Origin of the sequence: Saccharopolyspora soli (assembly GCF_022678645.1) — a bacterium.
GTDB classification, from domain to species: Bacteria; Actinomycetota; Actinomycetes; order Mycobacteriales; family Pseudonocardiaceae; genus Saccharopolyspora; species Saccharopolyspora soli.
In genome coordinates this window covers 1-12,811 of sequence record NZ_JALBWV010000082.1, presented here as the reverse complement: position 1 = coordinate 12,811, position 12,811 = coordinate 1, and the positions used below count along the sequence as shown (strand labels likewise).

General features: G+C 69.5%; 11 protein-coding genes. 3 read left to right on the top strand and 8 right to left on the bottom strand.

The window, feature by feature from the left end:
* Positions 1-60 precede the first annotated feature (60 nt).
* A complete protein-coding gene (locus MOQ72_RS38495; RefSeq protein WP_242190876.1) occupies positions 61-1,203 on the top strand; it encodes a PQQ-dependent sugar dehydrogenase in 1,143 nt (380 codons plus the stop codon).
* Positions 1,204-1,270: 67 nt separating this feature from the next.
* On the opposite strand, the gene MOQ72_RS38490 is transcribed toward MOQ72_RS38495, so the two are convergent.
* Complete coding sequence (locus MOQ72_RS38490) at positions 1,271-1,864, bottom strand: TetR/AcrR family transcriptional regulator (RefSeq protein WP_242190875.1); 594 nt, start codon at positions 1,862-1,864, stop codon at positions 1,271-1,273.
* 85 nt (positions 1,865-1,949) lie between these two features.
* Between MOQ72_RS38490 and MOQ72_RS38485 the strand changes: the two genes are divergently transcribed.
* Positions 1,950-3,365, top strand: a complete 1,416-nt coding sequence (locus tag MOQ72_RS38485) for an FAD-dependent monooxygenase (protein ID WP_242190874.1) — start codon at positions 1,950-1,952, stop codon at positions 3,363-3,365.
* A 218-nt stretch (positions 3,366-3,583) separates the two neighbouring features.
* Here MOQ72_RS38485 and gatB read toward each other — a convergent pair whose 3' ends face one another.
* From gatB to gatC, 4 genes are all read right to left on the bottom strand, one after another.
* Positions 3,584-5,089 carry an Asp-tRNA(Asn)/Glu-tRNA(Gln) amidotransferase subunit GatB gene (gatB, locus tag MOQ72_RS38480; protein WP_242190873.1) on the bottom strand — a complete coding sequence of 502 codons (1,506 nt, stop codon included), beginning with the start codon at positions 5,087-5,089 and terminating at the stop codon, positions 3,584-3,586.
* Positions 5,086-5,283, bottom strand: coding sequence for a hypothetical protein (locus MOQ72_RS38475; protein WP_242190872.1), 198 nt, complete (start codon positions 5,281-5,283; stop codon positions 5,086-5,088). The genes gatB and MOQ72_RS38475 overlap by 4 nt, the downstream gene beginning before the upstream one ends.
* 273 nt (positions 5,284-5,556) lie before the next feature.
* On the bottom strand, positions 5,557-7,086 hold the full coding sequence (gatA, locus tag MOQ72_RS38470; protein ID WP_242190871.1) for an Asp-tRNA(Asn)/Glu-tRNA(Gln) amidotransferase subunit GatA: 1,530 nt from the start codon (positions 7,084-7,086) through the stop codon (positions 5,557-5,559).
* Between the two features lie 73 nt (positions 7,087-7,159).
* Positions 7,160-7,459 carry an Asp-tRNA(Asn)/Glu-tRNA(Gln) amidotransferase subunit GatC gene (gatC, locus tag MOQ72_RS38465; protein ID WP_242190870.1) on the bottom strand — a complete coding sequence of 100 codons (300 nt, stop codon included), beginning with the start codon at positions 7,457-7,459 and terminating at the stop codon, positions 7,160-7,162.
* 426 nt (positions 7,460-7,885) lie between these two features.
* Between gatC and MOQ72_RS38460 the strand changes: the two genes are divergently transcribed.
* Complete coding sequence (locus tag MOQ72_RS38460; RefSeq protein WP_242190903.1) at positions 7,886-8,539, top strand: ACT domain-containing protein; 654 nt, start codon at positions 7,886-7,888, stop codon at positions 8,537-8,539.
* An 8-nt stretch (positions 8,540-8,547) separates the two neighbouring features.
* Here the strand turns inward: MOQ72_RS38460 and MOQ72_RS38455 are convergent, their stop codons facing one another.
* The 3 genes from MOQ72_RS38455 to ligA all read right to left on the bottom strand — a co-directional run bounded on the left by MOQ72_RS38455 (position 8,548) and on the right by ligA (position 12,624).
* On the bottom strand, positions 8,548-9,735 hold the full coding sequence (locus tag MOQ72_RS38455) for an IS110 family RNA-guided transposase (protein ID WP_242190869.1): 1,188 nt from the start codon (positions 9,733-9,735) through the stop codon (positions 8,548-8,550).
* 245 nt (positions 9,736-9,980) lie between these two features.
* The gene (locus MOQ72_RS38450; protein WP_242190868.1) at positions 9,981-10,466 is read right to left on the bottom strand and encodes a GNAT family N-acetyltransferase; all 486 of its coding nucleotides are present in this window, start codon (positions 10,464-10,466) and stop codon (positions 9,981-9,983) included.
* Positions 10,467-10,491: 25 nt separating this feature from the next.
* On the bottom strand, positions 10,492-12,624 hold the full coding sequence (ligA, locus tag MOQ72_RS38445) for an NAD-dependent DNA ligase LigA (RefSeq protein WP_242190901.1): 2,133 nt from the start codon (positions 12,622-12,624) through the stop codon (positions 10,492-10,494).
* Positions 12,625-12,811: the final 187 nt, after the last annotated feature.

Below are 12,811 nucleotides of genomic sequence, written 5' to 3'. Positions count from 1 at the left end.
TCTCACCCGCGGTTTACCCGTGGCCCGTTAGGCTCGGTCGTCGTGGCAGCCACGTTTCGCATGCGTCATCTTCTGCTGAGCATGACGGCAGTGCTCGGCACGCTGCTGGCGGGCTGCGCACAGTTCCCGGACGAACACCCGAGGCCGTGGGGCGATCAACCGTCGCTGGAACCGCAGGCCGGGCCGCAACCGTCGATCGAGGGCGAGCCACCGCCGACGGAGAGCCGCCCCTCGTCGCCGCAGGCGCCCCCGCAGCCGACGGGTTGCGAGGATCCGGATCCGGCAGTGGTCGCCACCTGCCTCGATCCGGTCGGCGCGATGGTGGTGTTGCCCGACGGTCAGAGCGCGCTGGTCGGCGAGCGGGCCACCGGGCGGGTGCTGCGCGTGCAGCGCGGCCAGGAACCCGTTGAGCTGGCCCGGATTCCGGTCGATCCGAGTGGCGGTGGTGGGCTCACCGGACTCGCCCTGTCGCCCAGCTACCACGAGGACGAACTGTTCTACGCCTACGTCACGACCAGCAGCGACAACCGGGTCGTCCGGGTCGCGGCCGGTGACCGGCCAAAGCCCGTGCTGACCGGCATCCCGAAGGGGGCGGCGGGCAACTCCGGGGCGATGGTCGACGACGGCCAGGGCGCGCTGCTCGTCGCGACCGGCAACGCGGGCAGCCCGGCGAACGCCGCGAACTCGCAGTCGCTGGCCGGGAAGGTGCTGCGCATCGACGGTTTCGGCAGACCAGCCGAAGGCAACCCGGATCCGAAGTCACCGGTGGTCGCCGCCGGGTTGACCGCACCGGGCGGGCTGTGCGGCACGCCCGCGATGGGCATGTACTGGGTGACCGACCACATCGAGGGCCAGGACGTGCTGTACCGGGTGCGGTTCGGGCAACCGCTGGGCTCCCCGGCGTGGACCTGGGCGGAACGGCCCGGCGTGGCCGGTTGCGTCGCCGATCCGTCGACGGTGGTGGTGGCGCTTCGCGACGCAGCCGCGCTGTACACCCTGCACCCGGCGCCGGACGGCAGCTTCACCGGCCAGCCGACGAAGGTCATGGAGAACACCTACGGTCGGTTCTCCGCGGCGGCGCTCGGCCCGGACGGGCTGGTGTGGCTGGGCACCGCGAACAAGGACGGCGGCCGACCGGTCTCCAGCGACGACCGAGCACTGCGCATCGAACCCCCGTCCGGCGGCACCGCGGGCAAGGACTGAGCCGCGAAGTCACGTCCTCCGCCACCCGACGGGTAGCGGCAGATGTGTCCACTGGGGACACCAGTGGTCACTTGCCGCTCAGCCCGCGGTGCGTCAGATCGGTGAGCAATTCGATCGCCTCGTCGTCGGTGATCCCCTCGACCAACGGGTTCCGGTCCACCAGGAGCGCGTAGGTGAACTGGTGCCACATCGAGGACACCGCGAACGCGACCGCCACCGGCTCCGCCACCCCGGCTTGGCGGATGTGGTCCGCCAGATCCCGGAGATCCGGTTCCAGCAGGGTCGACAGGCGGTCGGCGAACCGCTGGTCCACCAGCGCAGCCTGCTGCAATGCGATGACCACGCTCTGGTTGGCGCGGAAGAACCGCCAGTACTGCGCGATGTGCCAGCGGATGGCCTCGCGGTTGGTGAAGTCCGGATCGTGCGTCGAGTCGGTTTCGACGATCTGGTCGCTGGCCGCGCGCATGTCCGCGAGCAGCGACTCCAGCAGTTCTTCCTTGCTGGCGAAGTGGTTGTAGAACGACCCGGCGGCGCGACCGGCCTCCGCCGTGATGTCGGTGATCTTGGTGTTCAGGTACCCGATCCGATCGAAGACCCGCCGCGCCGCCGCCTTCAGCGCGGCCTCGGTCTCGGCGGCCTTCGCCTTTCGGTTGCCCGGCATCGCACTCCTCTCCTTGACGGAGAACGCTAGCAAGCCACATACTGAATCTAAATTCACTGAATTTCAGTTCATTAAGGAGTGATGGATGGACACCCGAGTGCTGATCGCCGGAGCCGGTCCCACCGGCTTGACGCTGGGCATCGAACTCGCCCGGCGCGACATCGCCTGCCGCATCGTGGATGCCGCCCCGCAACCGCCGATCGGTTCCCGGGGCGACGGCCTGCAACCACGCACCCTGGAGGTCTTCGACGATCTCGGGGTGCTCGACGAGGTGCTCAGCAGCGGTGCGCCACCAGCCCCGGTCCGCGCACACGTCGGTGGCGAGTACGTCGGCGAGTACCGGATGACCGAGCCGGTCGAGCCAACGCCCGACATCCCACACCCCAACCCGTGGATGCTTCCGCAGTGGCGCACCGAGGAAATCCTGCGAAACCGGCTGGCGCAGCTCGGTGTCCAGGTCGAATGGGGTACCGAATTCCTCGGGTGCGAACAGGACTCGCGCGGCGTGACCACGACGCTGAGCACCGCTACGGTGCGCACCGAGTTCGTGGTCGGTGCGGACGGTGGCCGCAGCACGGTCCGCAAGGCCCTCGGCATCGATTTCGCTGGGGAGACCGACGATTCCATCCGGATGCTATTCGGCGATGTGCGGGCCACCGGGCTGGACCGCACCTGCGGACACTGGTTCGGCGCGGCCGAGGACCCCACTCAAGGCATCGCCCTGACCCCGCTGCCCGGCACCGACTCGTTCCAGTGCAGCGCGGCGCTGCCCGACGGCTGGAAACCTCGCGCCACCCTGTCTGACCTGCAACGGCTGCTCGACAGATACTCAGGAGGCGCGGATCTCCGGTTGCACGATCTGACCTGGTCCACGGTGTGGCGGCCGAACGTGCGGATGGTGCGGCGTTTCCGGCAGGGACGCGTCTTCCTCGCCGGAGACGCCGCGCACGTGCACCCGCCGACCGGCGGGCAGGGCCTGAACACCGGCGTGCAGGACGCCTACAACCTCGGCTGGAAACTCGCCGACGGGGCACCCGACCTACTCGACAGCTACGAGGCGGAACGGCTGCCGGTGGCCGCGTCGGTGCTCGGCATCAGCACGGAACTCCTGCGCAAGTACACCGAGGGCCACGCGGACGCGCATCGCCGCGGAACCGAGACCCAGCAGCTGGACATCTCCTACCGCGGCGGCCCGCTGGCGCGCGACGACCGGCCGGAACCCGGTCGCGTGCGGGCGGGCGACCGGGCGCCGGATTCGCCGGTGCGCGACCAGGACGGCCAACCGGTTCGCCTCTTCGACCTGTTCCGGGGCCCGCACTGGACGCTGCTGGCATTCGACGCGGAACCACCGGAAACCGGCCACGAGGTGCACGTCCACCGCATCGACCCATCCGCTGCGGACGCTTGGCGGGCGTACGACGTGACCGGCGCAACCCTGGTGCTGGTGCGCCCGGACGGCTACATCGGCAGAGTCACGCAAACCACGACCGTCACCAGGTAACCCTCGCGCTGGTAGATGACTTGTCTGGTAAGAATGAGGATTTTTCACCCACGAGCCTTCCCAACCGGAACCGGCGAAGATCCGCAACGACGCCGACAACCGGCCAGGAAGTCCACTGTGGAGTAAGTGCGACGTCGCTACTCAAAAGCGTGCAGAGTGAAGGGCACCTTTGACCGGCTTACTCGGTAAAAGGTGCCCTTCACTCGGAAAAAACGCGGTTACTGGCCGCAGGCGGCGAGGATGAGTTCCCGGACCCGCTTCGCGTCCGCCTGGCCCTTGGTGGCCTTCATGACCGCGCCGACGATCGCCCCCGCGGCCTGCACCTTGCCGCCGCGGATCTTGTCCGCGATGTCCGGCTGCGCCGCCAGCGCCTCGTCGATCGCGGTCTGCAACGCGGAGTCGTCGGAGACGACCTCCAGGCCGCGGGCCGCGACCACGTCGTCCGGCTCACCCTCACCGGCGAGCACCCCGTCGACGACCTGACGCGCCAGCTTGTTGGTCAGCTTGCCCTCGGCGACCAGCTCGATCACCCGCGCCACCTGCTTCGGCGTGATGTCGAGTTCGCCGAGCTCGACTCCACGGGTGTTCGCCTGCTGCGCCAGGTAGGAAACCCACCAGGACCGGGCATCGCCCGAGTCCGCGCCCGCGTCGACGGTCTGCGCCACCAGCTCCAACGCCCCGGCGTTCACCAGGTCGCGCAACTCCTCTGCGGACAGGCCCCACTGCTCCTGGGCCCGCTTGCGCCGCTCCCACGGCAGCTCCGGCAGGGTCTTGCTCAGCTCCTCGACCCACTCCCGGGACGGCGCGATCGGCACCAGGTCGGGTTCCGGGAAGTAGCGGTAGTCCTCGGAGGTCTCCTTGCGGCGACCCGCCGAAGTGCTGCCGGTGGACTCGTCGAAGTGCCGGGTCTCCTGCAGGATCGTGCCGCCGGAGGCGAGCACCGCCGCGTGCCGCTGCATCTCGAAGCGCACCGCGCGCTCCACGCTGCGCAGCGAGTTGACGTTCTTCGTCTCGGTGCGGGTGCCGAACTCCGTCGAACCCTTCGGCATCAGCGACACGTTCGCGTCGCAGCGCAACGAGCCCTGGTCCATCCGCACGTCCGAAACGTCCAGCGCGCGCAGCAGATCGCGCAGCGCCGTGACGTACGCCCGCGCGACCTCCGGGGCCCGCACCCCGGCGCCGACGACCGGCTTGGTAACGATCTCGATCAGCGGCACGCCGGCCCGGTTGTAGTCCAGCAACGAGTAGTCGGCGCCGTGGATGCGGCCGGTGCTGCCGCCCACGTGCAAGGACTTGCCGGTGTCCTCCTCCATGTGCGCCCGCTCGATTTCGACCCGGAAGATCTCGCCGTCGTCGAGCACCACGTCGAGGTGACCGTCGAAGACGATCGGCTCGTCGTACTGCGAGGTCTGGAAGTTCTTCGGCATGTCCGGGTAGAAGTAGTTCTTCCGCGCGAACCGGCACCACTCGGCGACCTGGCAGTTCAGCGCCAGCCCGATCCGGATGGCCGCCTCCACGGCCTTGCCGTTGAGCACCGGCAGCGCACCCGGCAGCCCCAGGCACACCGGGCAGACCTGGGTGTTCGGTTCCGCGCCGAAGACGTTCGCGCAACCGCAGAACATCTTCGTCCTGGTGGACAGCTCCACGTGCACTTCGAGGCCGAGCACCGGGTCGAACCGGTCGATGACCTCGTCGTAGTCCATGATCTCGGCGACGGCGGTCACTTGTCGTCCTCCCCCTTGCGCAGCGCTCGCACGGCCAGCGCGGTGCCGGTGATCAGCCCGAGCGCCGTGATGATCGCATCCGCCAGCGCGAGCTTGTCGTTCTTCTCGCGCGCCGTCCGGAAACTCGCCCGCAGCCCGAGAGCCGCCGAGAGCACGGACGCGAGCTGGAACGCTGCCTTGATCTTCGGGTTCATCACGCGACCTCCAGTAGCTTGCGGGGCACCCGGTCGGCTGGTGCGGGCGCGGTGCGGGTCTCGCTCATACCAGTTCCGCCTCTCCGCGATTCACAGTGGTGGTTGCGTCCAGCTCAATCTCGCGTTTCGCGGCTTCTGGTGGCTGGCTCGCGTCACGGTCCCCTGAGGTGCGGTTGAGGAGGACTGGGGTTGGCACAGGGCTGCTCATACCGCCCTGCGTCTTGCGGGACACCCGCACCCGGTCGGCCGTATGAGCGGGGAAGGAATTGTGGCTCATACAGCCTCCAGCTGGGGCACACCGTTGATGAGCGGGCCACCCTGCACGGCGTTGCGCGCGGCCTCGTAAGCCGCGCCGACCCGGTAGAGCCGGTCGTCGGCCATCGCCGGGGCCATGATCTGCAGCCCCACCGGCAAGCCGTCCTCGTCGGACAGTCCACATGGGACGCTCATGGCGGCGTTGCCCGCCAGGTTGGACGGGATGGTGCACAGGTCGGCGAGGTACATCGCCATCGGGTCATCGACCCGCTCGCCGATCTTGAACGCCGTGGTCGGCGTGGTCGGCGACACCAGCACGTCGACCTGCTCGAACGCGGCGGTGAAGTCGCGGGTGATCAACGTCCGCACCTTCTGCGCCTGGCCGTAGTAGGCGTCGTAGTAGCCCGAGGACAGCGCGTAGGTGCCGAGCATGATCCGCCGCTTCACCTCGGGGCCGAACCCGGCCTCGCGGGTCAACGACATGACCTCCTCGGCACTGCGGGCACCGTCGTCGCCGACGCGCAGGCCGTAGCGCATGGCGTCGAAGCGGGCCAGGTTCGAGGAGCACTCGCTCGGCGCGATCAGGTAGTAGGCCGGTAGCGCGTAGTCGAAGTGCGGGCAGGAGACCTCGACGACCTCGGCGCCCAGCGCGGACAGCTGCTGGACCGCCGCGTCGAAGGCGCGCTGCACGCCCGGCTGGTAGCCCTCGCCGGAGAACTCGCGGACCACGCCGATGCGGACGTCCTTGAGGCCACCGGAAGCGCCCCGCTCAGCGGCCGCGACGACCTGCGGCACCGGCTGGTCGATCGAGGTGGAGTCCATCGGGTCGTGCCCGGCGATCACCTCGTGCAGCAGGGCGGCGTCCAACACGGTGCGCGCGCACGGGCCGGGCTGGTCCAGCGAGGAGGAGAACGCGACGAGGCCGTAGCGGGAAACCCCGCCGTAGGTGGGCTTGACGCCGACCGTGCCGGTCACCGCGCCGGGCTGACGGATCGAACCGCCGGTGTCGGTACCGATGGCCAGCGGCGCCTCGAAGGCGGCCAGCGCTGCCGAGGAACCGCCGCCGGAGCCGCCCGGGATGCGGTCCAGGTCCCACGGGTTGCGGGTCGGGCCGTACGCGGAGTTCTCGGTCGACGAACCCATCGCGAACTCGTCCATGTTCGTCTTGCCGAGGATGACCACGCCCGCCTCGCGCAGGCGGCGCGTCACGGTCGCGTCGTACGGCGGAACCCAGCCCTCCAGCATCTTGGAGCCGCAGGTGGTGGGCATGTCCGTGGTGGTCAGCACATCCTTGAGCGCCAGCGGCACACCGGCCAGCGGCGATGTGGCGCGGCCCGCGGCGCGATCCGCATCGGCCCGGCGCGCGGCGGCCAGCGCGCCGTCGGCGTCGACGTGCAGGAAGGCGTGCACCGCTGGGTCCACGGCGGCGATCCGGTCCAAGTGCGCCTGCGTCACCTCGACCGACGTGACCTCGCCCGCCTGCAGCTTGGCGGCGAGCTCGGATGCGGTCAGCCCGGTCAGGCTGCCGCCGGATGCGGTCGACGTCATCAGGACTCCTCTGCGCTTCGCGGGACACCCGCACCCGGTCGGTCTTGACAAGCCGGGGAAAGAGTGCGGCTCATCAGACCTCCTCTGTGAGAATCCGCGGCACGCGGAACCGGTCTTGCTCGGCGGCGGGCGCCCCGGCGAGCACCTGCTCGCGGGACAGGCACGGCCGCACCTCGTCGTCGCGGAAGACGTTGGTCACCGGCACCGCGTGGGAAGTCGGCGGGATGTCGTCCGCAGCGACCTCGCCCACCTTGGCCACCGCATCGAGGATCTGGTCGAGCTGGCCGGCGAAGGTGTCGAGCTCGGCTTCGGTGACCGCTAGCCGCGCCAGGCCAGCGAGGTGCGCGACCTCGTCGCGGGAGATCTTGGACACTGCGAAGGCTCCCTGGTCATGTCCGGTTTTCACGGGTACTGCCCAGTCTATGGCGGCGCCCGGACCCAGCCCTGGAGGGGGCGGCGCGCGCGGACGTCGATCGTCCCGCGCGCGCCGGCACTGCCGCGGGTCCTCGGACGTTGTCGGGATGGGGACCGAACCGACGTCGTGCATCGCACGCGCCGGAATCGGGGTCCCGCAGCGAGGCGGCGGTTGAGGTTCCGCCAGACGAAACAAGCCTGTAACCGGTGGAAAACCGCAGGTCGTTCCACTGCGTGGACGCCGGGGGCACCGCTGGCAGGCCGCGTCTGACACAATTTCAACCGCCAGTTCCTCGCCCGAGGAGCCGTTGGACGGCGGCTTCTGAGCCGATGGAACAGCGCGACCGGCGAGGTGTCGCGCACGGAGTTGGAGGCGTTGAGTCCGGTGTCCTTCCTGATCCGGGTGCAGATACCGGACCGGCCCGGCAACCTCGGGTCGGTGGCGAGCGCGCTCGGCGAGATCGGTGCCGACATCCTCAGCGTTGACGTGGTCGAGCGCAGCAACGGCGTGGCGATCGACGACCTGGTGGTGGAACTGCCCTCCGGTCGGCTGCCCGACGTGCTGATCACCGCGGCCGAATCGGTGCACGGCGTCGAGGTCGACGCGGTCCGGCCCTACGCTGGTGTGCTGGACACGCACCGCGAACTGGAACTGGTGGAGGAGATCGCCGCCGAGCCGGGTCGCGGGTTGCAGATCTTCGCCGAAGGGGTGCCCAAGATCATCCGGTCCGGTTGGGCGATCGTCTTCGGGCACCGCTCGGGCGGCGCGGAGCAGCTGGCCGCCAGCACCTCGGCCCCGCAGGAGGGCTACCTGGAGCTGCCGTGGCTGCCGCTGCCGCGGGCGACGATCCTCGACGGTGACGAGCCGTGGGTGCCGGACACCTGGCAGGAGTTGGGCACCGAATTGGCCGCGACTCCCATCGGGAAACCGGACCGCGTGCTGCTGGCCGGGCGACCGGGCGGCCCGATGTTCCGGGCGGCCGAACTCGCGCGCCTCGCGCACCTGGCGGGCATCGTCTCGGTCGTCCTCGACTCTTAATCCGTTTGTCAAGCGGCTGCGGGGAGGGGAGGTGTGAGTTGGTAAGGACGGTTGTCGCGCAGCAGCGCCCACAGCACGGTGACACGTCGGCGGGCCAGGGCGAGTACGGCTTGGGTGTGGCGTTTCCCTTCGGCGCGTTTGCGGTCGTAGAACCGCTTGGACTCGGGGCAGGCGCGGATGCTGATCAGGGCGGAGGTGTAGAAGACTCGTTGCAGCGGGCGGCTGTAACGCTGGGGCCTGTGCAGGTTGCCGCTGACACGGCCGGAATCGCGGGGCACCGGGGTGACACCGGCGAGGCTGGCGAGTTGGTCAGCGGACGCGAACCGGCTCATGTCTCCGGTCGTGGCAAGAAACTCGGCGCCGAGCAGGACACCGATACCGGGCATGCTGACGATCACTGTGGCCAAGGGATGGCGGCGAAACCGGTCCTCAATGAGCCGGTCGACATCCTTGAGCTGCTCGTTGAGGGTGATCACCCCCTCGGCGAGCTGGGCCACCAGCAGGGCGGCCATCCGCTCGGCGGGCAAGGTGGTGTGCTGAGTTTCGGCGGCCGCGACGGCCTTGGCCGCCAGGGCTGCGGCGTTGCGGACCTTCCGTTCGCGCAACCAGGAGGTCAGGGCGTCAACGCCGATCTCCTGCAGCGCGGCAGGAGTCTGGAACCCGGTCAACAGGATCAGCGGCCCCTGGGTGGTCAGGTCGAGTGCCCGCTCCAGCGCCGGACAGATGGCCAGCATCTGGTCGTGCAGCCGGTTGACCGCGCGGGTGCGGTCGGCGGCCAGGTCCTGGCGGCGGGCCACGAGCAGGCGCAGCTCGATGACCAGCTCGTCGTCACCGCACAGGATGGTCAGGTCCCGGCGCATCCGGGCCTGGTCAGCGATGATCAGGGCGTCCTTGGCGTCGGTTTTGCCCGCACCGCGGTAACCGGTCGCGGCCCGGTTGACCATGATGCCCGGCACATAGGCGACTTCCTGGCCGTGGTCGAGCAACATGGTCAGCAGCAACGCCGACTCGCTGCTGGTCAGGTCGATGGCCCACCTGATCTGATCGGCCAGCCCGCACACGTCGCCCATCGCGGTCAGCAGCGCGGTCTCGTCGTTAGCCACTCGGCGGGAGAACACTCGCTTGCCATCAACATCGACCACCGCCACATGGTGGTGTTCCCGGCCGATGTCCACCCCGGCCCACAGTTGCGTCAACTCATTCCCCTCACCAGCGTTTTGTGATCACACCCGCAGACGCCCCCCGCCGCCAGGTCCCTACACAGCGATCGGTTCGCAGCTCTTAATCAGAGGCCGAGTCCGTCCTGGAGGGGCAGGCGGCGAGTCGAGCAGAGCCACACGATCGGCAGACGGCTGAAAGCCATACCACCCCTCCCCGGGCATCCGGACCCTATGAGGCCGGACAGCTCAAACGGTAGGGACAGCTGATTCGCGGCGTCGTCTCACACGTCCATGGCAAAGGCGAGCAAACGCACGTCCTGGGCGATATACCAGTCGCGGTCGGGGAGCCGTTCGAACCCCAGCCGCCGGTAGAGGCGCTGCGCCAGCGTCGCGTCTTCCCGCACGCAGAGCACGACCCGCTGCACCCCTTCCTGGCGACCCCGGTCGATCACCGCCTGCACCAGTTGTTGCCCGATCCCGTTGCCAGCGGCTTCCGGAGCCACCGCCAGCATCCGGAACTCCAGCTCACCGGCCTGCGCCACCTCGGTATACGCAGTACCGGGGCGGACCAGGGTGACCGTGCCGACCACCTCGTCGTTGTCCACCGCAACGAGCAACTCCGCTTTCGCCGCCCGATCGGCGGCATCGCGCAGCGCGGGAACATAGTCCGCGTACGCCGACTGGCTCCCGGACTCGGTGTAAGCGCGTACGGCCATGGCCCCGATCGCCTCGTACTCCGCGGGTCGGGCAACGCGAATAGTTGTCATGCCCGGGATCTTTCCAGCGCGGACGTCAATCCTCGACTGGCAACGCGTGCTCGGCCGCGGCTTCCGGGCCGTTGTCCAGCAGCACCCGGAACCCGTTCTCGTCCAGCACCGGGACCTTGAGCTGCACGGCCTTGTCGTACTTCGAGCCGGGCGAGTCGCCGACCACGACGAACGCGGTCTTCTTCGACACCGAACCGGCCGCCCGGCCACCCCGCGCCATGATCAGTTCTTTGGCCTCGTCACGCGAGAAGGTCTGCAACGTGCCGGTGACCACGATGGAAAGCCCTTCGAGGGTGCGCGGGATCGACTCGTCGCGCTCGTCGGCCATCCGCACCCCAGCGGCTCGCCACTTGCCCACCAACTCTCGGTGCCAGTCGACTTCGAACCACTCGCGCACCGCGGCGGCGATCGTGGGCCCGACGCCGTCGGTGGCCGCCAACTCCTCCTCGGACGCCGCCTCGATCCGGTCCAGCGAACCGAACTCGCGGGCCAGCGCCTGCGCGGCGGTCGGTCCCACGTGCCGGATCGACAACGCCACCAGCACCCGCCACAGCGGCTTCTCCTTGGCCGTCTCCAGGTTGGCGAGCAGCTTGACGCCGTTGGCCGACAGATTGCCTTCCTTGGTGCGGAACAACGCGGTCTTGAGCAGCTTCTGCTCGTCGAGGTCGAAGATGTCGCCCTCGTCCTCCACCACCCCGGCCGCCAGCAGCGCGGTGGCCGCTTCGTAGCCGAGCACCTCGATGTCCAGCACCCGCCGACTGGCCAGGTAGAACAGCCGCTCGCGCCGCTGCGCAGGACAGCCCTGGGCGTTCGGGCAGCGCAGGTCGACGTCGCCTTCCTTCTGCTGCGACAGCACCCACCCGCACTCCGGGCACACGGTTGGCATGGCGAATTCGCGCTCGTCGCCGGTGCGCACGTCGACCACCGGGCCGAGCACCTCGGGGATCACGTCACCTGCCTTGCGGATCACCACCCGGTCGCCGATCAACACGCCCTTGCGGCGCACTTCGTCGGCGTTGTGCAGGGTCGCCATCGACACCGTGGAACCGGCGACCTTGACCGGCTCCATCACGGCGAACGGCGTGACCCGCCCGGTTCGGCCGACGTTGACCTGGATGTCCAGCAGCCTCGTGGTGGCCTGCTCCGGCGGGTACTTGTAGGCGATGGCCCAGCGCGGCGCGCGGGAGGTGGTGCCGAGTCGGCGCTGCAACGGCACCTCGTCGACCTTGATCACGATGCCGTCGATCTCGTGTTCCGCGGAGTCGCGGTGCTTGCCCCAGTATTCGATGTGCGCGACCAAGTCGTCCATAGTGGACAGGACAACGGTGTGCTCGGACACCGGCAGGCCCCACGCCTTCAACGCCGCGTAGGACTCGGACTGGCGGCTCGGTTCGAAACCTTCCCGCTTGCCCAGGCCGTGGCAGATCAGCCGCAACGGCCGGGTGCGGCTGATCCGCGGGTCCTTCTGCCGCAGCGACCCGGCGGCGGCGTTGCGCGGATTGGCGAACGGCGGTTTGCCCGCCTCGACGAGCTTGGCGTTGAGCTCCGCGAACTCGTCGACCCGGAAGAACACCTCGCCGCGGACCTCCACCAGCCCCGGCACCGGGTACTCGTCGGTGCCGGTCAGCTGCTCGGGGACGTCGCGCATGGTGCGTACGTTGAGCGTCACGTCCTCCCCGGTGCGGCCATCGCCGCGGGTCAGGGCGGTCTCCAACCGTCCGTCCCGGTACAGCAGGTTGATCGCCAAGCCGTCGATCTTCAGCTCGCACAGGTAGTGCGCGTCGCTGCCGACCTCGCGCTCCACCCGGTCCACCCACGCCTGCAACTCCTCGGTGCTGAAGGCGTTGTCCAGGCTCAGCATCCGTTCGAGGTGCGCGACCGCGGTGAACTCGGTGGAGAAGGTGCCGCCGACGACCTGCGTCGGCGAGTCCGGGGCCTGCAGCGCCGGGTGCTCCGCTTCCATGCGTTGCAGTTCGGCGAACAGCTCGTCGAACTCGCCGTCGGAGATCGTCGGCGAGTCCAGCACGTAGTAGCGGAACTGGTGGCCGCGAACTTCCTCGGCGAGGTCCGCGTAGCGCTCGCGCACCTCGGCGGGCACGTCCTCGATGCCTTCCGCGGCCCGGCTCGCGGCGGGGTCGTCGGGCACGCCCTCCTCGATCTCGTCGAGGTTCCGGCGCTCGTCCACGTCCTTGCTGGTCACGCCCCGAGACTAGCGACCGGCCCGGACAACAGCACGTAGTGGCTGGTCGGGTGTCGGGGGGGGGGGGGGCCCGCCGGGGGGGGCGGGGGGGGGGGGCCGCGCCCCCCCGCCGCCGGGGCGGGGGGGGGGGGGGGGGGGGGGGGGG

Excerpts from the sequence above, each read along its gene's own strand:
- MOQ72_RS38495 (WP_242190876.1), top strand. The coding sequence starts at position 61 with ATGCGTCATCTTCTGCTGAGCATGACGGCAGTGCTCGGCACGCTGCTG.
- MOQ72_RS38490 (WP_242190875.1), bottom strand. The coding sequence starts at position 1,864 with ATGCCGGGCAACCGAAAGGCGAAGGCCGCCGAGACCGAGGCCGCGCTG.
- MOQ72_RS38485 (WP_242190874.1), top strand. The coding sequence starts at position 1,950 with ATGGACACCCGAGTGCTGATCGCCGGAGCCGGTCCCACCGGCTTGACG.
- MOQ72_RS38475 (WP_242190872.1), bottom strand. The coding sequence starts at position 5,283 with ATGAACCCGAAGATCAAGGCAGCGTTCCAGCTCGCGTCCGTGCTCTCG.
- gatA (WP_242190871.1), bottom strand. The coding sequence starts at position 7,086 with ATGACGTCGACCGCATCCGGCGGCAGCCTGACCGGGCTGACCGCATCC.
- MOQ72_RS38450 (WP_242190868.1), bottom strand. The coding sequence starts at position 10,466 with ATGACAACTATTCGCGTTGCCCGACCCGCGGAGTACGAGGCGATCGGG.